Here is a 19,183-nt window from a genome sequence, read left to right as displayed (position 1 = left end):
CGTGATTCGCCTTACCGTAAATCGTCGTCACTCGGAAAAAGAAACCTATCGTTGATTCGTGAACTGGCGCCCGAAGTAGGGCCATATCAATTAAGTGATTCACTTTTCTGCGTTCGGTAATGAAAGACAGGATCACTACTTTGGCTGTGTTGCCTGTTTTGCTAGCGATATATTCAATTTTCATTCGTCAATCCCCATAACCTGGTCACGTAAAGATTGAGATAATTTGTGGATATCCTTTTCCATGGCCATAGCGATTAAAATGGGTTCACCATATATTTCCGATGTTAAGGCATCCATGGCAAACAGAACGGAGCGGTCGTCTTCACTAGGCAAAATATCAATACTACCTCTGCCAAACATTAAATAAGGCAGGGCTAAATAGTGGGATGCTAAAAGAGGCGTTTTCTCCTCTTTGAATGATTTGGTTAGTAATGGAGTTAAATCAGGGTAACGCTCTTGCATGAGAACTAATTCTGATTTCTCAAATGGCCTAAACTCTTCATCCCGATCCTGACGGTAATAAGTAACAGTGTGGCTTCCATCATCATGGCTATTAATATCAAGAAATTCAGCCTCTTCAGGTACTGAATATACAAACTGAACAGCAACATCCTGGTCGAACTCTGCGTTGTGTTTCATTCTGATTAATGCATGCCCGTTAGTTGCTTCTATGTACTGGTTATTAATGTGAACAACCTTTGTTACCATGCGCGGGTCATCATTTACGGATATCAAAGTTAAAGCCGCTCGGATTAAGTCAGCATCAATATGTGGTAATTTTGCTTTCATTATTTTTCCTCCCAACCAATTGCCTGAAACAATCCCATTTTCGGGTGATACCAGCGAGTACCGCGATTTTCTGCTTCGTTCATCATGTTTTTCATTGCTGCCATGAAATCAGCCTCATGGATGATAGCCATAGGTCTAGGCATCCCTTCTGGCGTAAGAATGGTTATCTGGTCTTTGCGAATACTGTATTGCTTGGCAAGCGTCTTACACTTATCAATAGTCAGACCTGATTTTGTTTTTGCCAGTGAATAACCAATCCAGCCTGCAGGAATAGTGCCTTGTTTAATTTGCTCGACAGTCTCATGCATCTGTTCAACTTTCTCATCAATACGATTAATTTGGCGTTGCTGCTGGGCATTATGGCTGGCGATCCGGGCAATCATTTCTAATTCACTAATAGCGGTTTGTGGCTGGCGGAAATAACTATTAACCAGTTCGCGTTGTACCTGCCATGCAACATCATCATTGAATGGTTTGGTTAGCATGAGATACCCAGACTCAAACAACACGATGCCGCTAGGTGCAAATTTAGAAAATATCCCTTCAGGGAGGTCCGTACGTATTACGTCCGAACCTACTTCACAGAAATCGATGCCTTCGATAAAGTGCTCACGATTACGATTAAACGCGGCACGTGCCGTTCCATCTGGTCGAGCATGTACCAGATCAATCATTGAAAAAGTAACAACACGCTGACCTTTATATTCAGCAACAGGCATTTGAGTTTTATTAATAGTGATTAAGTTGTTCATGTGCTTCCCCTAGTGAATTAAATCGCTTGAAACAGGCGAATCTAAAAGCTGGTATCCTTTAATGAATACGTCATCAATAAAGTTCTGCATCCATTTCTCACCGGTGCTTTTTTCATGTTGATCATTACTGACGTAAAACTGCCATAAGGCTAAATAGCCTTCATTAGGTCGTTTTTCTAAAATCACTTTTTCAATTTGGTGAGTAAGTAGAGTTTTGATAACCTCCTCATCAAGGGCAATAATGTTATTTTCGTGACGAAAAGCGTATGTACTGGTGACACCAGGTCCGAATCTTTCAAAGCAAGATAGTAAATATTCCCCTGCAATAATTTTCCTGTAGTTATTAATTGAATATTTTGCATACTCTAGTTTTTCATCGTCTGTTAGTGGAGGCGAATTGGTTTCTAGTCTCTCTTTATTCAGTAGAAATCTAGGTGCATTTGTTTCTTTAAGAAAATCTATAATTTCATCTGAAGTCATATTGTTATTTTTCAGATATAACGTTCCTATATTTTTACTCACAGTCCACCTCTGAAGTTTTATTAATATTCTCTTCCAGCAATTCAGCTTCTTTTTTTAGCTTATATTTCTCCCGTGCCTTTCTGGCTCGTTCTGCTAGTTCTGTTTCACGAGCTGATAAAGAGTGGCGCAGTGCATTATGTTCAGCTCGATATTCAGCCCATTGGCGAACAGCGTCGCTTTTAGTTAAATGTTTAGCCTGTTCCCATAATTGAGCCGCCTTTAAATAATCACCTTCACGTTCGGATTCTGCTGCTTGATTGGCGATGTTTAAATAAGTTAATTTCATTTATTCACTTCCTTTTGATGTAAATGTTCAGCGATTAGCAAAGTAATATCACTAATGAATTCTTTACCTTCATCAGTTAACTTTCCGTGTTTATTATAAAAGCTATTGTAGACTTCAATTATTTGCTGGTCTGTTGCTCCTGCTTCTTTACGGCAGATGTTATTTTCATACAGTTTGATTAATGACTGTTTTAATACCTCAGTATCTAAATCAATACGGTATTTAATACCATCTACAGTTCGCTCGAATGTTGTAGATTTATTTTTTCTCTTTAGGTAATCAAAGATTGCATCAATAAAATGTTTTCTTCTTTTATCTAATAAAGTTAATTTTTCCATTTTCTCAATCTCGAATTTAGATAAGGGGATCCCCTCAGCATTGGCGCTGATTTAAATTTAATTTGCTTGTTTAATTATTTATTTGTTAATGCTTCTTGAAATCTTCCGTATTTTATCACCGCATCTTCTTTCGCTTCTTCGAACTTGGTGTTTGCTTTCTGCCATTCCTTTTCTAGCTGTAAAAGATGCTTTTCTTTTTTGAGCTTCTGTTTTAAATCTCGGTATATTTCTGCTTGTCTATCGATATACTCTGGCAGCATAGCGCCTCGCTTAAAGGCAGGAGTTCCATCAGGCAACTGTGTTTTAATATCTGGCTCGTTAGTTGGCTTGCCTTGCTTACTGAATTCATCACTAGCAAGGATGTGAGCATATTTATTGATAGCGGCATCCTCAGTGAAGTAGCTTTTATTGCAAGGTTGAACAAGATAAACTTCACGAGTAATGACCTGAATGTCGTGGCCTGTTGTTATTTCTACTGGCTTTGCTTTGTTTGTCATTTTTATTTCCTTAAATTTAAAAATGCGATAATTCGCTCTTTCATCTTTGGTAATTGATTCATTATTTCTTTAGCTTCATCTGATGCCTTTTCATATTCGAAAAATGAACTTACTAATTGATAATCACCATCTGCTAGCTTATATATTTTACATTCCCACTTACCGTGATGTTGCCAAAACTCATCAATGTATTTAGGGGGGGGCATATTATTAATTTTACTAATGGTTATTGCGTTATAAGTTGCAGTATTCATGCTTAGTCCGTTTTTATTAATTTTTCTACTCTTGATAGTGTAACGCTAGTCATTAAATCAATTTCGCTCAATAAACCAATAAGTCGACCAGCCTCTTTTGGAAATGATGTAGATAATCTATTCAATAATGGCTTTATTTCTACTGTTAGCTCTCTTGTATATCTTTGAGCAAGTGAAGCTGTTTTATGTAAATCAGAGTGCTTGCTCTCAACAGGGGGGGGTAACATTAAATTATGCATTTGGAACCTCAGTATTTATCTGAGCTACATTGTCATTTGCTTGTTCAATTAATTTTAAAGCTGCTTCTAAAGTGTTTTCGATATCTTCATTGTCTAAGATGGCTGAGTTTAAAATAGTATTTATAATTGCTCTGGCATAAGTTAGTTTTGTATTTGCAGAGTTTCTTAATTCAATGTTACTTGTCATTTCTTACTTTCCTGTTTCAATATCACAGACTTCGAGAGAGACTATAACTTGAACACCGTGAAGCCAGTAATGTATGTTTTCCACATCAATAGTTTTATTGTTGGATAAAAAATTTAGTTTAATGTAATTAAGTAAGGTGCTTATTTCAGTTAATCGTCGCTCTCGCCTAGTTTGAAATTTTGCTTTCCGTACATCTTCAATAAGCAAATTAATTTCATCTTGGACAGCGTTAAACTTATCAATATTAAGCATCGCCCCCCCCCTAAACACCTTTCTATTTCATCCTCAGCTTGACAGATTAATTCATTGGCAATGTGACGTTCGCTTGAATCCCTATTTAGAAATTGTGCTGCAACCAGAAAAGCTTTAACACGATGCATTGTGTCTATAAGCTGACTGGTATCAGTCGTTATTAATTTATCCATTTCCATTATCCCGTTGTGCATTTTCTTCAATTAACCAACCTGCCACAGGGTTTGATAGTTCATAAGCTAATTCAATTAAACTATCGACAATTGTGTTGCAAATAGGCATGCCGTTTAACTGATGGAGTACCGCATTCAATTGGGCGCTTTTTTTTGCGGCGACACTTAATTCAATTTCGTGTGACATGTCACGCTCCTACGGGTGTTTGTGATGCCAGTGATAAAACATAATCACGAACAAGTTGTAATTTTGCTGATTTCAAATCAGTCGCATAAACTTCTTTGCGACAGCCTTTGTCGGTTAGGTCACTACGCTTTACAGCAAAGAAGCAGAACTTAAACAGACCTGTACGGATATCAGGTTTAACTAAAGTTAAATTTGGTGGATAATGTATAGTCGGCATTTTTTAAACCTTAAAATTATGACGTGCTTTTAGTATTACCACTAGTGATAAATAAGTCAACACCGCAAGTGATATTATTTTATCACCAAAGGTTATATGTTTGATTTTGAAAGGGATAAAAAATAAAAAAGCCCGGCGTATTTATCGCTCGGGCTTGGGGATTTGATGTGTTGGGGAGTTAAAACGTGTCGTCAGGCCACTGAGACTTAACTACTTTGCCAATAATATGGCAGTCAACTCCACAAGGTATTAGTTCATATCTAGGGTTCAGTGGTTCAAGATATGGTCGCCCCGCATCTCGAATTAATCGTTTAAATGTGAACTCATCACCATTCATTCTAGCGATACAGAAGTCCCCCGCGTCAACAGGCTCTTCAGGATCAACAAGTATCAGCATCCCTTCAGGGAAGCTCGGGCGCCCACCTTGTGGCGCTGTCATTGAGTGGCCTTCAACCTCTAACCAGAATGCGCTGTCGCTTGCTTTTCTAGCTGTAGGAATCCATGCAACAGCATCTTTTTTGGTGTAGGAATGTTCATTTTCAGTGAATGAACCCGCTTGTACCTTTGAAAGCAAAGGGTATTCGTAAGTATTAATAATCTGTTCTGAGTTTGATAAGACGGATTGATAAACCTCCCGAATTTCTTTAGCTAGAAATGGGCTTATGTCCTCAACGGGGACGTCCAATATTTTAGCAAACTTAGCTGCATGCTCATGATTAATGGCATTTACACCATTTAACAATTGAGCGACTCCGCTTTGTCCCATTCCAAGCATTTCACCAAGAATTTCTTGCGAAAGCCCCAGATCTTTTTTCTTAGATTCAAAAATAGATTTTAGGCGAATGGCATCTGCTTTCTGTTCATCAGTCAACGGTTTCTTTTTCATGTGGCAATAATATCACCTCTGGAGATAAAAACAATCACCGCAGGTGTTGATTATTTTATTATTAGCGGTGATAATCCTCTGAGGAGGGACGTTCATGGAAAAAATTGAATTGTCAGTATTAGTTTCAACGCTGGGGCAAAAAAAAGTTGCTGATTTGTTTGGTATTCAGCAAAGCGCGATTAATAAGGCCATAAAAACTAATCGAAAAATTTTCGTCATTAGAGTTGATGGCGAAGTCGTCGGCGCAGAAGAGGTTAAGCCTTTCCCTAACAAGCCTAACAGTGATTTTTATGCACCAGATACACAACATACCGATGCCTAAGCATTACTTTCCTGATGACGCTAATTGGATTCAGGAAATGTTATTGCAGCTGTCACCAAGCGCCAGAAATAGGGCGCTGGTGGCTTATTCAGAAGTGTATCAGGAGCATTGGGAATTAGAGCCTGTTTCATATCGCAAGGTTAACAAAGCGAGACATGAAGCGAACTCAAGGCTAAGGCAGTACGTGAGACGTTATTCGAAGGCAATGCAAGGTTATACCTCAGCGCCGTTGTTGGTTGGTCAGTAATTTCATCAAGGGAGTATTCAGAAGTTAAGACGTTTAGCCGTCTAGACTGTTTTCTGGGGAAGAGGGGAAAACTTTCTAGGGGGGTAAGGGGGGTGATCTTTGAAAGGGGTGTTAGGGAAGGCACTGCCAAGGAAGGAGTTAGATCTTAAATATAGATCACTATAGGGGTTATAAATCCCACCAGCCGTTTAGATGGCTAAATGATAAATCTTCCAAAGGCTTCGTCCTTGGCAGGGTAAATTATTCAAGTGAGGAACGGATGTTAAACATTACACCTAATTTTGCACAGGAACGCGGTTTAGCTATGTTGCGTCAGCACTGGAAGCAAAACCGCACGTTTATGATTTATAGCCCAACAGGGAGTGGTAAAACAGGACTAGCGGCATTTATCACAAACGGTTACATCAAGCGCAATATGCGAGTCATGTTCTGTGCGCCATATACAAACCTGATCGCCCAAACAGCGGAGCGTTTTCAAGAGTATGGCATACCAATGGAAGAAATCGGATTTGTTTGGGCTAATCATCCCAATTATGACCCAACAAAATTAATCCAAATTGCCTCAGCAGATACGGTTATTCGTCGTGAGTTTCCTGACAACATTGATTTACTCATCATCGACGAGGCCCATTTACGCCGTAAGAAAATACTCGAAGTCATTCGTGATACTGACCTCAAAGTAATAGGGCTGTCTGGAACACCTTTTTCCCCATTTCTTGGGGAATATTATGAAAGGCTGATTAAACCTACGACGATGAAGGAGCTTATTCAGCGTGGGGATCTAAGTAAATACGAATTTTACGCACCAACAAAGCCGGATTTATCAAAAGTGAAATCAGTTCGTAGTGAGGAATTCGGTAGTGATTATAAAGAGGCTGAAATTGCTGAAATTATGTCAGGTGCGGATTTGGTTGGCGACGTGGTTGATAACTGGCTGGCTAATGGTGAAAACCTACCAACCATCTGTTTTTGCGTCACTGTCAGCCATGCAAATTATGTCACTGTTGCTTTTAATCGCTCGGGGGTAAATGCAGAAGTCATTACAGCTGATACGCCACATGATGAGCGCCGAGTCATTATTCATCGTTTCGAACAGGGTGCAACCAAGATCATTGTTAATGTCGGAACGCTTGTAGCGGGTTTTGATAGTGATGTTCGTTGCATCATTTACGCCCGACCTACTAAATCGGAAATTCGCTGGGTTCAGTGCCTTGGTCGCGGATTACGCAAAGCACCAGGCAAAGATAAATGCCTCATCTTTGATCATTCCGGTTCAGTCCACCGCTTAGGCTTTCCTGATGATATCGAATATGACGAACTACCAAGCAAAAATGATGGCATGAAAGAGGTTAATAGTTTTCGTGAGCAAGAAAAACGCGAGAAGAAACCGAAAGAATGTACCTCATGCCACTACATGAAACCTGCAGGTGTTTACGTTTGCCCTAAATGTGGATTTAAGCCACTCGCTGGGGAAGACGTAGAAGTCGATACGACACGCAACATCAAAAAATTAGGTAAGACTGAAAAAGTTTATACCCAGCAAGAAAAGCAAAGTTTCTATTCCCAACTTAAATATTACCAAAATGTCAGAGCGGTTGAAGGTAAGCCGATTAGTGACGGGTGGGTAGGTCACACATTTAAAGAAAAGTTCGGTGTATTCCCCTATGGGCTACACAGCACTCCTCAAGAGATTACACCAGAGGTTAGCAATTTTATTAAACATAAGCGGATCCGTTTCGTAAAAGGTCAGCAAAAAGCAAAAGAGCAGTTCGCTCGTATTAAAGGTCAGTTAAAAAATAACACACCACAGCAAGGAGCATTACTTTGAATACAATTGAAGCCGCAAAAGGACAATGGGCAAAAATCTTTGCGCACTACGGGCTACCCCCTATAACTGGGCGCAAACACTTTAAAGGCAAGTGTCCATTATGTGAGAGAAAAGGCAAGTTTCGCATTGATGATAAAAATGGGCTGGGTACATGGATTTGCACTTGTGATTCGGGTACTGGCTTTCAGCTATTGGAAAAAACGCAAGGTAAGAGCTTTAAAGTTCTCGCTGATGAAGTGGACATGCTTCTTGGCAATCATCGAGAAAATATAGCACCTAAACCACAAACTAAAGATACCTCAATTGCAGGGTTTAGAGATCGGATCATCAAGTGCTATTCAAACCTAAAATCACTGAAAGATACCTCAGCAGCGAAATATCTACACAATCGCGGTATCTATGAGCTGCCGAGTGAACAGGTTAAATTTTGTGACAAGCAACCCGTAAAACATAACCCTAACAGCTTTCAAGCTATCTGGTCGCTTGCAACAGACTCAAAAGGGCAGCTTTGTTACCTGCATAGGACGTATTTAGAAGGCGATAAAAAAGCGCGGCTATCTCTGGTCAAACGAATGGATGCGCTACAGGAGGATAACTACTTAGAGTATGCAAGTTCCGTCGCTATCCGTATGTTCCCCGTAGCTTCAACGTTGGGGATCGCTGAAGGGCTCGAAACTGCACTTTCCTGTAAGCAAATCTATGGCGTCAATACTTGGTCAACAATGAATGCTGGACATATGGCGAAGTTTGTCGCTCCAAAAGGTGTTAAGCACCTGATTATTTTTGCTGACAATGACTGGAGCGCAACGGGTGAGGCGGCAGCTTATGAATGCGCTAAAAAAAACCTAGTGGCAAATAACGATATCGAAAAAGTAAGCGTGAGATGGCCAGACTTAAACGATTTTAACGACATGCTCACACAAGGCTGTGACGCAAGAGAACGTGTTTTTATTCGGAAACAGAGAGAGGCGGCTTAATGAAACTCGAAAATGCACTTAAAAACTTTCACCCTAAGTCACCTACATTCGGCAATGTAGCAGGTTGCACTTCCCCTGACCGAATAACGGGAACGGATATCATGGCAGCTATGGGGATGACTGAATCACAAGCTAAGTTTGGTATGACGGCTTTTCTGGCTAAAAATGATGTCAGCGAAGAAGATAAGTTTTCTACGGTAGAGGCGCTAACTCAATATGCACTTAAAGTAGCACCTAAACTAGTTCGCAAAGCTGCGGGTAAGAAACTGGGTTACTGTTTAATTGTTCTGGCCAAGATGGCATTTGAAGATTATGCCCGTTCAGCAGGATCCGTTTTCTCATGTTCAGCATGTAACGGAAAAGGACTCATTTATAGTCATAAGGACGTCATTAAACATCCTGGTATAACAAGATTAGATGGAACAGTGGTTATTGAGCCATGGATTGAAAACGAAAAGGTGGAAGAATTATGCATGCCTTGTAATGGAAAGGGGCAAATAGCGCATCGATGCCGCTGTAAGGGACGAGGTAAAGTATTAGATGAAATACAAACCGAGTTGCAAGGGGTGCCGATTTTTAAGGATTGCCCTCGTTGCGCGGGTAAAGGTTTCAACCGTGTGCCATCTTCAGTAGCCTACAATGCAATAAAGCACCTAGTACCCGATTTAACCCAATCGTCATGGTCACGCAACTGGAAGCCATTTTATGAAAAGCTGGCTGGTAAATGTTTCATTGAAGAAAGCGCAGCAGAACAGGCATTTAGCAAAGTCACTAAATAAGTAGATGGATTTGATTTTTGCATAAAATTGGCTTATTATCTTCTAATAATGGACATTCTATACCTAGTCACATTAAGAAAACTCAAGACCTCGCAATGCGGGGTTTTTTTATGCCCGAAATAAACATAAGACTTGCTGTTACGTTTAGTCAGAGTTACATGTGTAGTTATGCACAATAACTAACCATGGGTTTTAAAATATCATGTTAAAACAGAGTGATATAACACAAGAAGCGAGAATTGTTTTTGAAGCCACTCCATATTCGGAGGCGGTAACGGCGGGTGAGGTTTCCCAAGTGACTGGACTAGCACAGCCACGGTGCCAACTGATATTAACGCAGTTAGCAATGGCTGGATTAGTAGAAGAAAACATCAAAGAAAACACATTTCAAAATATCCAACTGTGAAAATGGGCGGCTGGTGGGTGTTGGTATCACCTTACCAGCCATTCGCCCGTTCTGAACGGATCACGGACAAACCAAAGCCCATTGCTTGTGTGCACAAAGCAACGAGAGCTTATCAAAAAAGGTTCTCCTGATCTATGAAAAACACTGTGAATTTAAACAGTATAAATTTAGTCAATGCCGACTCTCTCAGCTACATAAAGACACTTCCCGATAATTGTATTGACCTAATTGCAACTGACCCGCCTTATTTTCAGGTTAAGTCATGTAATTGGGATAATCAGTGGGAAAGCGTCACTGTATATTTATCTTGGCTTGATGAAATGCTTGCGGAATTTTGGCGCGTTCTGAAGCCAAACGGTAGCTTATATATGTTTTGTGGTTCAAAGCTGGCGGCTGATACGGAATTATTAGTGCGTGAGCGGTTCGATGTACTTAACCATATTATCTGGGCTAAACCATCGGGTCCGTGGAGACGACAAAACAAAGAAAGCCTGAGAAGTTATTTTCCTGCGACAGAGCGGATCTTGTTTGCTGAACACTATCAAAGCCCTTACAAGGGGAAAAGCAGTGGTTATCTTCAGCGACGCAGAGAGTTGAAAGAAAACACATTGCGTCCGTTGATTGAGTATTTTAAACAAGCAAGAGACTCATTAGGCATAACGGCTAAGGAAATACATCGGGCCACTGGAAAGCAGATGGCCTCTCACTGGTTTGGCTATAGTCAATGGCAATTACCGAATGAGTCGGACTACTTGAAGCTACAAGAGCTATTTAACCAAGTAGCGGTAAAACAGTTCAGCGACAACCCACTAAGCCGCCAGCACGCTGATTTAGTCAGTGAACAAAAGCTACTAAATCGTGAATATCATGAGTTATCCCAGCAATACCAGCTACTAAGGCGCCCATTTACTGTGACTGTTGATGTTCCTTACACTGATGTATGGACATATCCACCAGTACAGTATTACCCCGGTAAACATCCATGTGAAAAGCCTGCTGCGATGATGGAACATATTATCAATAGCAGTAGCCGCGAGGGTGATGTGGTGGCTGATTTCTTCATGGGTTCTGGCGCAACAATAAAAGCAGCATTAAAACTCAATCGTCGAGTTATAGGAGTTGAACTAGAAACCGACAGATTTGAGCAGACCAAAATGGAGATAAATAAAACCTCCAGTTTCTAATTTTTAATTAACTCGGGCACTCCGTAGGGGGTGAAATCATGCGTATGGATAAATATAGCAACGCAGCCTACGGTAGTGCTGGGCTTACAGCATTCTTTGCAAGCTTATCGCTTTATGAATGGGGTTTTATTATTGGGATGGCATTCAGCATCATCCTAGGCTTGGCGACTTTCTTCATGAATAGGCGGGAACAACGAAAGCGAACTCGTTTATTTGAAGATCTGGTCAATAAGACAGACCCACAAAACCCTTCAGCTACAGCACGAAAAGCCGCTGAACTTATGGCGAAAGCACCAAAGGATATCTAATGTCACTCAAACAAAAACTAACTGTGCTTGTCAGCGCAGGGGCTACGGCTATCGCTTTAACAGTGATTGCGCATTTTGAAGGTGTTAGATATGAGCCTTATGAAGACGTAGGCGGTGTACTGACGGTTTGTTATGGCCACACAGGAAAGGACATCATCCCTAATAAAATTTACTCCAAAGATGAATGTAATGAATTGCTTGAGTCAGACTTTCAGCGAACAAAGCAGCAGGTAGATAAATTGGTTCAGGTGCCAACTGACGATTACACAAAAGCCGCACTGTATTCATTTGCATTCAATGTTGGTACCGGCGCATTTGCTAAGTCGACAATGCTTAAAAAGCTAAATGCAGGTGATCAATATGGTGCATGTGAAGAGCTTAAAAAGTGGGTTTATGCTGGTGGTAAGGTATGGCGTGGACTTGTAAACCGTCGAGATGCGGAGGCTGCTATATGTCATGGAAACCTATAGTGGCTGTAATTTTCTTTATGCTGCTTGCGATATCAATGATTGTATCTGGTGCCTACAGACTCACTGACAACACATGCGGTATTGATAAAGCCAGTTTAGAAAAGCGTTGTCAAAAAGCTATCGATCACTACAAGGGTAAGCAGGTGAATTATGAAATTCGATAAATCATTCTGGTTATTCATTATGGTTGTAGGAATGGGCTGGTGGGTTGTTACTGTTCACGATAACAACAAACTACTTGAAAAAGAGAATGAGAGACTACAAAAGGACAATACAAATCAAAGCAAGATAATTGCCAGTCAATCATTTGAGTTCAACCGCATCAATCAGCTAATCAGTACAGCATACCGCAATGGGCTTCTATCTGAAGCGAAATCGCAGGAGAAAGTCATTGAATACCGAACCATTCTCAAGAAAGAGCCTACTTGTGATCTTGTTGTGCCTCAGTTTGTTACTGATGGGCTGCTCAACTACACATACCGTTTACGAGCCAGCGCCTTGTATGGAAATCCCGAGCGTATTGACGCAGCAGGTGTTGGTGCCATTACCGCCAGAAAATTAACATATTGTCAGGCTATCGAGTGGATAGATCCTTTATTGAGAACCATCGATAAAGCGAATACGCAACTTGACGCCATAGAGCAAGCTAAGAAAAAACCACAGGATAATTAATCTAATTCCCATGATGAGGAACGCGTCGCATTGTCGCTGTCTCATATGTTAGCTATGACCTATCTTCCTTATGTAGTGAGCGCATACCGAGAATCAAAAACAATGAATACCACCGTTTTGGTTATTTGTCGGGCATATCACAGTAACGTTTGCTGTGGGTAGAAGAAATGACGTGACTGCGGGAGAGACCGCTTTACTTTATGGTAGTCAATCAAAAAGCTTATTTTTATGAGTGAGCTTTCTTATTAACTATGAGGATGTGAGTATGGATAACCCAGTTGATGTCATGGTGGTTTTTTATAAACCAATAGGCGATGGCGAAACCCGCCTTGAACGTCGTACATATGGTAAAGAATTTGGTTTTACTAAGAAGCAAGTTGATTCAAAAGAGTTTAAGCACAATCTTTCTTTTGCCTTGAAGTGTGAGTTTGGAGCGGATATTGCCATTAAAGGGATAGCCGTAGTGGACGAAAGAAAAGAAAATCTGCGGCACATTAGATTGCTTTTCCGCACACCTAGCGATAAGGACATTGAGTCTATTATTGAAAGAGTGAATAGCGAGATGCTGGGTAAGCCATTAAATGATAAGACAGCAAGAGAAGCTCGTGAATTAGCACTAAAGTATGCAGCAGACATGATTTCAGTTGAGTCTGAACTAACGTATTAGCATTCATTGAATAGCTTTCTACAAACGTCATTCATAGAGTGGCGTTGATAGAGATTTATACAGGAGATAAACACGATGGCTAAACCGGATTGGGGGACGCTACAACAACAGTTCCTCGCCGCTCATGCCGAATCAGGAATATCCCCGAAAGAGTGGTGCGAAGAACAAGGGTTAAAATACTCAACTGCTAAGCGCTACATTAAGATTGCGAACGGTAGTGCGAATTCGCAAAAAAAAAGTGCGAATGAAACTGCGAATAAAAGAATTCGCAAAACTGAGCAAAGAACACCTAGCACTAATGCTACGCAAAATGAACATCTAGATAATTCGCAGAATGAAGCGCCGGAAACCGCGGGGATATTAAAGCCTCAGCACGAAAGCTTTGCACAAAATATCGCGCAAGGGATGACGCAGAAAGATGCTGCAATTTGCGCAGGATACTCACCAACGCGAGCAGACACTCAAGCCCCAATATTATTAAAGCGTCCTGATGTTCGCAGGCGCATTAGAGAGTTGCGCCAAGAAGCCGCGTTACTTGTCACATTCAATGCTAAAGACTTGGCCGACCTCTCATACAAAGCAGCGCAGGATGCTCTGCAGGATAAAAAGTTTGGTCAAGTAGCGCCAAACATAAAAAACGCCGCACAGCTAACCGGTATTGAAATGAGCACCAATAAAACAGAGGTGAACGTTGATTTAGCCGGGTTAAGTTATGGAAAGGTTTGCATCGTTACTCCAGCGACATGCCCCCCTGAAGTTTGGGATGCGCATATGGAGAAACTACGAGAGGGAAAGCAGAGCACCCAACAATAATTGATGGCGTTCTTTATTCGTTTAGTAGCGATTGGGTTCCCTCGGTTCTATACGATAAGCCGGTAGGTTCAGTTCGTTGGCGCTGGACTTATGGCGGGCGCGGTGGTGGTAAATCCGTAGAGATTGCCCGAGCGCTTGTATTGTTGGGTGCTAATGAGTCAATGACGATACTTTGCGCTCGTGAGTTCCAAAACTCTATTAATGATTCTGTATTGGCATTGTTAGAGTCTGAAATCTACAGCCTTGGTTTATCTCACTTCTACAAAGTGAAGAATAATGAAATAGAAGGGCTGAACGGAACTCGATTTACATTTAAAGGGTTACGCAACAATATCAACAGCATTAAGTCGATGCATGGCATTCGTGTTTGTTGGGTAGAAGAAGCGCAAACAGTATCACAAGATAGTTGGGATATTTTAGGCCCTACTGTTCGAGCTAATAAATCTGAGGTGTGGGTGTCGTTTAACCCACGCGAAGAAACAGATCCAACCTATCAGTTAATGAAGCGACACGAAGCTGACCCGCCCGACGGTGGCGTTATTATTTTTCGTGTTAATTACAGCGATAATGCTTTTTTCCCTGATGTTCTTCGTCATGAAATGGAGTATTGCAAGCGCGTTGATTATGAAGCTTATGAGCACATTTGGTTGGGGTTACCTCGAGCAATCAGTGAGGCTGTTATCTTCTCTGGTAAGTATCGAGAAGAAATGTTCCCTGATGATTTGTGGCAACAGGCAGATCGCCTCTTTTTTGGTGGTGACTTCGGTTTTGCCAATGACCCCAGCACATTAATTCGTTGCTTCATTATAGGGCGTAAGCTTTATATCGAATATGAGGCATACGGAGTAGGTGTTGAACTTGATGAACTATGGAAGTTCTACGCTGGTAAAGATGGGGCAACTGCGGAACAGCTTACACAGTGGAAAGAGAGCGACGAAAAGAAATATCCTGGTATACCTCAGTCAAGGAAGTGGCCTATTCATGCAGATAACAGCCGACCAGAGACAATAAGTTATTTATCTCGCCAAGGCTTTGTTATTGATGGCGCAACTAAATGGCCCGGTAGTGTTGAAGATGGTATCGCATATCTTAAAGGCTTTGAGGAAATCATTATTCATCCTCGATGCAAGCACATGTTAGAAGAAGCCCGGCTGTATTCTTATAAAGTAGACAGAATGACGGGTGAGATTTTACCTGTAGTGCAAGATAAGCATAACCACTGCTGGGATGCGGTTCGTTATTCCCTTGATGGTTACATTACAAGCGAAGGTGATCTGGGTGTTTGGGCTTCCTTGGGTAAACAGACTTAATTGCTAGAAATAGCGCTTTCAAATTGAAATGGCATCGAAATTGATTTCTGGTTTTTATTAACAAGTCAATAACAATATAACGGGCGATTTAGAGTGAGAAAGCATCTATTTTTGCCCGTTATAGGTGACATTTTAATTGAGTTCAAAAGTCGCGATGCACATAAGCACCATTATGTTAAATAGCCCTCCTTTTTAATAAATTATCATGAGGTTTAAATGTCTCGTAAGCAACGCCGAAACGGCGCAAAAAAGCCCGTTAAAACAGCTGACGGGTACAATAACTTCCAAGCTAAAATCGGGCCTGAAACACAGAACATTCAAACGGGCGGTACTTATGTTCCCGGTTACATTACCCGTAACCGAACCATGCTCGAATTTGCTTATCGTTCATCATTCTTAGTTGGCGCGGGTGTTGATGCGATTGCAGATGATATGACCCGAAAAGGCGTCAGTATTAGCTCAAGGCTCAAGCCAACGCAAAAGGGTAAGATTGAGAATTTCTGGGATAACGCAGCTATCTGGGATGGACTAAACGATACGTTAAAATGGTCTCGCCTTTATGGTGGCGCAATTCTTGTTGTCCTCATTGATGGACAAGACATATCGACGGAACTGAATTTAGAAACGGTGGATAAAGGGCAGTTTAAGGGCGTTATGTGCCTTGACCGCTGGCAGTTAGACCCAACCTATGATGATTTAGTGACAGAATATGGTCCACATTTTGGAAAGCCGAAATTTTACAGAGTCATAGCAGGTAATAACGAAGCGCAAGGCTGGAAGATTCACTATTCCCGCGCAATACGTATGGAAGGCGACAAGTTACCCTATCAGCAGGCACTCACTGAGAATGGCTGGGGGATGTCGGTTGTAGAGCGTATTTTTGAGCGAATACAAGGTTTTGATACCGCCAGTGCGGGAACAACTCAGCTTATTCATAAAGCACACCTTAGAACTTACAGCATCAAGGGATTAAGACAGATACTGGCAACCGGTGGTGACTTAGAAAAAGGGTTAATGCGGCATTTAGATATGATCCGCGAATTTCAAACGATTGAGGGCATGACGTTGATGGATTCAGACGATGAATTCGCCACTCATAGTTATTCTTTTTCAGGTATCGCTGATGTCATATTGCGCTTCGCTGAACAAGTATCAGGCGCTACAGGCATTCCCCTTGTACGTTTGTTTGGTCAATCTCCCTCTGGGTTCAGTACGGGTGATGGTGACTTAGAAAACTATTACAGCCGTATCAACTCACTACAAGAGCGACACTTAAGGCGGCATATTCGTTGGTTGATGGATATTTCTTGGCGTTCATTATTTGGCGAACAATTACCGGAAGACCTGACCTTTGAGTTTAATAAGCTTTGGGATATGTCAGATGCAGACCGAGCGACAATGGCAAACAATATCGCTACGGCATTGGGTTCATTGGTAGACCGACAGATTATCCCTATTCATGTCGCCATGAATGACCTGCGGAACATTTCTGATGTGATAGGTATTGGTGGTTCAATCACAGACAAGGATATTGAAGATGCGAAAGCCCAGTGGGAGACGGATGAATTTGAAACCGGCACTGCGCCGTCGTTCGGAGATCCAATATCAACAAAGCCTACAGGCGATAGTCAGCCAGATAAACCAAATCGTCACTGGCTCTTACGATGGTTCTGAGCATAGCTCAAACATTATCACCAACCATTTAATTGATTATTCCCACATGCTGAATGAATGGTCTACGCTGGTGGCCCATAAAATGTTCTCACAAGTTGAGCGTGAAGAGTGGGGGCAGTGGCGATCTGTATCAGAGCAAATATCGGAGGGGTTGCGTGATGTGGTTGGTAATACGTCAGTCGGTCAAGTGGCTCAAGATATTGTCTATCGACAAATTCAGTTAATGAAATCAATCCCGATTGAAGCCGCTGAACGTGTTCAAGATATTCAGTCACGAGCAATTCAAGCGGTTATCAACGGTGAGCGTCCTGATGCGCTGTATCAGATGATCATGGAAACGGGCAGCGTAGCATCCAGTAGAGCGAAGCTCATCGCGAGAACTGAAATAGGGCGAGCTACAGGCGCACTCACTCAAGCAAGAGCGTTGTCTATTGGCTCAGAGGGATATTGGTGGCGTATCGAGGGCGCAGGCACCCGTCCGTCACACAAGAAAATGCGTGATAAATTCGTTTATTGGCATAACCCACCTACGCTAGATGGCATGACCGGGCATGCGGGATGTCTACCTAACTGTAAATGCTGGTCAGAGGTACATGTACCGAACGCCAGAACCTAACAAGTCGCCTAGCGCGGCTTTTTTATTGTCTGCAATTTGGCAGGTAAAGCATGAAATATTTTTTTGTCACTAAGCTGGGGGAAACGCGATATCTCCAGCCTGATGGCTCATTGCTGTGTAAAAACGTTCCCATTGCGCGTACTGGCTCACAGGTCTACTTACCCGAAGAAATCGGATTAGAGCCTGATGCTAGTGGAATGGTGACGGTGTATCGAACTGAAGACGAAGTGTTTTCAGAAGAAACAATGGCTTCATTTGAAGGTGTCGCGGTCACACTAAGACATCCAGAAGATAAAGACGGCAACATCGTTTTTGTTAATCCCTCTAATTTTGCCGAATTAGCGCATGGTCATATTCAAAATGTTCGTAGAGGGGTAGGTGATAAATCAGACCTACTCATTGCGGATGTGTTGGTTAAACGGCAAGAAGCGATTGACGCTATCAATGCGGGGCTGATTGAGGTCAGTTGTGGCTATGATGCGCAATACAAGCAGCTATCACCGGGCAAAGGGAAACAATATCAAATCACGGGCAATCACTTGGCTGTTGGACTTGAAAAAGGCCGGGCGGGTGCTCGTTGTTCTATCGGGGATTCAGCCCCAACCAAAAAGAAGGAGAAGCCTGTGATTCAATGGCTTAAGAGTCTTGCTACTGCAATTAAAACGAAAGATGAGGCAGCGTTACAGCAACTCATCGACGAAGCACCTGATATGCCGTCTGATGGGCTGAGTTCAGTCCCCGGACATACTATTAATATTAATGTCCCCTCGCAGGCTACCGCATTACCCGTTGGTGAGCGTACCACAACCGATGAGGACAAAGATAAGCCTGAAAATCAGACCGGTGATAATGAAATCCCCGAGTGGGCAAAAGCTATCTTATCGCGTTTAGATAAGCTAGAAGGCAAAACGACCGATACCGATCCTGACGATGACACCAAAACAGGGGATGACGACGAAGAAGAGGACAAGAAGGTAACAGGTGATGCTGCTTACCGTCGAAGCCTCATTGCGGATGCTGAAATCATTTGTCCGGGCTTTAAGCCAACGGGTGACAAAGGACTCAAGCGTCAAGTGCTTGACCATGCTATGCGCACAGGTGACAGCCTCCGAGCGTTTGGTATTACCGATTTTAACAAAGCGCCTAAAGCAACGGTTGATGCGGTATTTACTGCGGCAGCAGCCCTGAATAAAGCCAAAAATCATATTGCCCCTATCAATCAGGGTATTTCTACCACTGATGGTGCAGCGCGTACAAAACACATGACACCAGCGGAAATTAACAAACTTAACGCTGATTTCTGGAAGAAAAACAAATAAAGGTAATCA

At 41.9% G+C, this 19,183-nt stretch carries 30 protein-coding genes; 17 read left to right on the top strand and 13 right to left on the bottom strand.

The window, feature by feature from the left end:
- Positions 1 to 180: 180 nt before the first annotated feature.
- From GKR48_RS06765 to GKR48_RS06705, 13 genes are all read right to left on the bottom strand, one after another.
- Complete coding sequence (locus tag GKR48_RS06765; protein WP_154627523.1) at positions 181 to 792, bottom strand: hypothetical protein; 612 nt, start codon at positions 790 to 792, stop codon at positions 181 to 183.
- Positions 792 to 1,544, bottom strand: a complete 753-nt coding sequence (locus tag GKR48_RS06760; RefSeq protein WP_154627522.1) for an ORF6N domain-containing protein — start codon at positions 1,542 to 1,544, stop codon at positions 792 to 794. Before GKR48_RS06760 ends, GKR48_RS06765 begins: the two co-directional genes overlap by 1 nt.
- 9 nt (positions 1,545 to 1,553) lie before the next feature.
- Complete coding sequence (locus GKR48_RS06755; protein ID WP_154627521.1) at positions 1,554 to 2,066, bottom strand: hypothetical protein; 513 nt, start codon at positions 2,064 to 2,066, stop codon at positions 1,554 to 1,556.
- Positions 2,059 to 2,352: an ANR family transcriptional regulator gene (locus GKR48_RS06750; protein WP_154627520.1), complete on the bottom strand. Its 294-nt coding sequence runs from the start codon at positions 2,350 to 2,352 to the stop codon at positions 2,059 to 2,061. Before GKR48_RS06750 ends, GKR48_RS06755 begins: the two co-directional genes overlap by 8 nt.
- Positions 2,349 to 2,690 (bottom strand): hypothetical protein, encoded by a 342-nt coding sequence (locus GKR48_RS06745; protein ID WP_154627519.1) that lies wholly within the window; start codon positions 2,688 to 2,690, stop codon positions 2,349 to 2,351. Before GKR48_RS06745 ends, GKR48_RS06750 begins: the two co-directional genes overlap by 4 nt.
- 74 nt (positions 2,691 to 2,764) lie before the next feature.
- Positions 2,765 to 3,187 (bottom strand): hypothetical protein, encoded by a 423-nt coding sequence (locus tag GKR48_RS06740; RefSeq protein ID WP_154627518.1) that lies wholly within the window; start codon positions 3,185 to 3,187, stop codon positions 2,765 to 2,767.
- A 2-nt stretch (positions 3,188 to 3,189) separates the two neighbouring features.
- The gene (locus GKR48_RS06735; protein ID WP_154627517.1) at positions 3,190 to 3,441 is read right to left on the bottom strand and encodes a hypothetical protein; all 252 of its coding nucleotides are present in this window, start codon (positions 3,439 to 3,441) and stop codon (positions 3,190 to 3,192) included.
- A 2-nt stretch (positions 3,442 to 3,443) separates the two neighbouring features.
- Positions 3,444 to 3,680 (bottom strand): hypothetical protein, encoded by a 237-nt coding sequence (locus tag GKR48_RS06730; RefSeq protein ID WP_154627516.1) that lies wholly within the window; start codon positions 3,678 to 3,680, stop codon positions 3,444 to 3,446.
- Complete coding sequence (locus GKR48_RS06725) at positions 3,673 to 3,867, bottom strand: hypothetical protein (RefSeq protein ID WP_154627515.1); 195 nt, start codon at positions 3,865 to 3,867, stop codon at positions 3,673 to 3,675. The genes GKR48_RS06730 and GKR48_RS06725 overlap by 8 nt, the downstream gene beginning before the upstream one ends.
- Positions 3,868 to 3,870: 3 nt before the next feature.
- The gene (locus GKR48_RS06720) at positions 3,871 to 4,119 is read right to left on the bottom strand and encodes a hypothetical protein (protein WP_154627514.1); all 249 of its coding nucleotides are present in this window, start codon (positions 4,117 to 4,119) and stop codon (positions 3,871 to 3,873) included.
- 165 nt (positions 4,120 to 4,284) lie between these two features.
- The gene (locus tag GKR48_RS06715) at positions 4,285 to 4,479 is read right to left on the bottom strand and encodes a hypothetical protein (protein WP_154627513.1); all 195 of its coding nucleotides are present in this window, start codon (positions 4,477 to 4,479) and stop codon (positions 4,285 to 4,287) included.
- Position 4,480: 1 nt separating this feature from the next.
- Positions 4,481 to 4,696, bottom strand: a complete 216-nt coding sequence (locus tag GKR48_RS06710) for a host cell division inhibitor Icd-like protein (RefSeq protein WP_154627512.1) — start codon at positions 4,694 to 4,696, stop codon at positions 4,481 to 4,483.
- Between the two features lie 178 nt (positions 4,697 to 4,874).
- Positions 4,875 to 5,582, bottom strand: a complete 708-nt coding sequence (locus tag GKR48_RS06705; RefSeq protein ID WP_132495058.1) for a LexA family protein — start codon at positions 5,580 to 5,582, stop codon at positions 4,875 to 4,877.
- Between the two features lie 94 nt (positions 5,583 to 5,676).
- Here GKR48_RS06705 and GKR48_RS06700 point away from each other — a divergent pair, with 94 nt between their 5' ends.
- The 17 genes from GKR48_RS06700 (at position 5,677) to GKR48_RS06620 (ending at position 19,174) form a co-directional block, all read left to right on the top strand.
- On the top strand, positions 5,677 to 5,904 hold the full coding sequence (locus tag GKR48_RS06700) for a Cro/CI family transcriptional regulator (protein WP_154627511.1): 228 nt from the start codon (positions 5,677 to 5,679) through the stop codon (positions 5,902 to 5,904).
- Positions 5,905 to 5,941: 37 nt separating this feature from the next.
- The gene (locus tag GKR48_RS06695; RefSeq protein WP_230088619.1) at positions 5,942 to 6,151 is read left to right on the top strand and encodes a hypothetical protein; all 210 of its coding nucleotides are present in this window, start codon (positions 5,942 to 5,944) and stop codon (positions 6,149 to 6,151) included.
- Positions 6,152 to 6,410: 259 nt separating this feature from the next.
- Entirely contained in the window at positions 6,411 to 7,979 is a 1,569-nt protein-coding gene (locus GKR48_RS06690) for a DEAD/DEAH box helicase (RefSeq protein WP_154627509.1), read from the top strand.
- Positions 7,976 to 8,956, top strand: coding sequence for a DUF7146 domain-containing protein (locus GKR48_RS06685; protein ID WP_154627508.1), 981 nt, complete (start codon positions 7,976 to 7,978; stop codon positions 8,954 to 8,956). Before GKR48_RS06690 ends, GKR48_RS06685 begins: the two co-directional genes overlap by 4 nt.
- Entirely contained in the window at positions 8,956 to 9,735 is a 780-nt protein-coding gene (locus tag GKR48_RS06680) for an antitermination protein Q (protein WP_154627507.1), read from the top strand. The genes GKR48_RS06685 and GKR48_RS06680 overlap by 1 nt, the downstream gene beginning before the upstream one ends.
- Before the next feature lie 202 nt (positions 9,736 to 9,937).
- Positions 9,938 to 10,141 (top strand): TrmB family transcriptional regulator, encoded by a 204-nt coding sequence (locus GKR48_RS06675; protein WP_154627506.1) that lies wholly within the window; start codon positions 9,938 to 9,940, stop codon positions 10,139 to 10,141.
- 134 nt (positions 10,142 to 10,275) lie between these two features.
- A complete protein-coding gene (locus GKR48_RS06670) occupies positions 10,276 to 11,325 on the top strand; it encodes a DNA-methyltransferase (protein WP_154627505.1) in 1,050 nt (349 codons plus the stop codon).
- Positions 11,326 to 11,363: 38 nt separating this feature from the next.
- Positions 11,364 to 11,633, top strand: a complete 270-nt coding sequence (locus GKR48_RS06665; protein WP_004912034.1) for an HP1 family phage holin — start codon at positions 11,364 to 11,366, stop codon at positions 11,631 to 11,633.
- Complete coding sequence (locus GKR48_RS06660) at positions 11,633 to 12,103, top strand: lysozyme (protein ID WP_154627504.1); 471 nt, start codon at positions 11,633 to 11,635, stop codon at positions 12,101 to 12,103. Before GKR48_RS06665 ends, GKR48_RS06660 begins: the two co-directional genes overlap by 1 nt.
- The gene (locus tag GKR48_RS18150) at positions 12,085 to 12,267 is read left to right on the top strand and encodes a hypothetical protein (RefSeq protein WP_154627503.1); all 183 of its coding nucleotides are present in this window, start codon (positions 12,085 to 12,087) and stop codon (positions 12,265 to 12,267) included. Before GKR48_RS06660 ends, GKR48_RS18150 begins: the two co-directional genes overlap by 19 nt.
- Complete coding sequence (locus GKR48_RS06650; protein ID WP_154627502.1) at positions 12,254 to 12,775, top strand: hypothetical protein; 522 nt, start codon at positions 12,254 to 12,256, stop codon at positions 12,773 to 12,775. Before GKR48_RS18150 ends, GKR48_RS06650 begins: the two co-directional genes overlap by 14 nt.
- A gap of 265 nt (positions 12,776 to 13,040) precedes the next feature.
- Complete coding sequence (locus GKR48_RS06645) at positions 13,041 to 13,442, top strand: hypothetical protein (protein WP_154627501.1); 402 nt, start codon at positions 13,041 to 13,043, stop codon at positions 13,440 to 13,442.
- A 75-nt stretch (positions 13,443 to 13,517) separates the two neighbouring features.
- Entirely contained in the window at positions 13,518 to 14,255 is a 738-nt protein-coding gene (locus tag GKR48_RS06640; protein WP_154627500.1) for a terminase small subunit, read from the top strand.
- On the top strand, positions 14,255 to 15,565 hold the full coding sequence (locus tag GKR48_RS06635; protein WP_048606777.1) for a PBSX family phage terminase large subunit: 1,311 nt from the start codon (positions 14,255 to 14,257) through the stop codon (positions 15,563 to 15,565). Before GKR48_RS06640 ends, GKR48_RS06635 begins: the two co-directional genes overlap by 1 nt.
- A gap of 216 nt (positions 15,566 to 15,781) precedes the next feature.
- Entirely contained in the window at positions 15,782 to 17,239 is a 1,458-nt protein-coding gene (locus tag GKR48_RS06630; protein ID WP_154627499.1) for a DUF1073 domain-containing protein, read from the top strand.
- A gap of 67 nt (positions 17,240 to 17,306) precedes the next feature.
- Positions 17,307 to 17,855 (top strand): phage head morphogenesis protein, encoded by a 549-nt coding sequence (locus GKR48_RS06625; RefSeq protein ID WP_195848231.1) that lies wholly within the window; start codon positions 17,307 to 17,309, stop codon positions 17,853 to 17,855.
- A 50-nt stretch (positions 17,856 to 17,905) separates the two neighbouring features.
- Entirely contained in the window at positions 17,906 to 19,174 is a 1,269-nt protein-coding gene (locus GKR48_RS06620) for a DUF2213 domain-containing protein (protein WP_154627498.1), read from the top strand.
- The last annotated feature ends 9 nt before the right edge of the window (positions 19,175 to 19,183 follow it).

It is taken from the genome of Providencia sp. wls1943, from assembly GCF_009706275.1.
In the GTDB taxonomy this organism is placed as follows: Bacteria; Pseudomonadota; Gammaproteobacteria; order Enterobacterales; family Enterobacteriaceae; genus Providencia; species Providencia zhijiangensis.
Note: the sequence above shows the minus strand (reverse complement) of the source record. Positions and strands in the feature narration are given on the sequence as shown.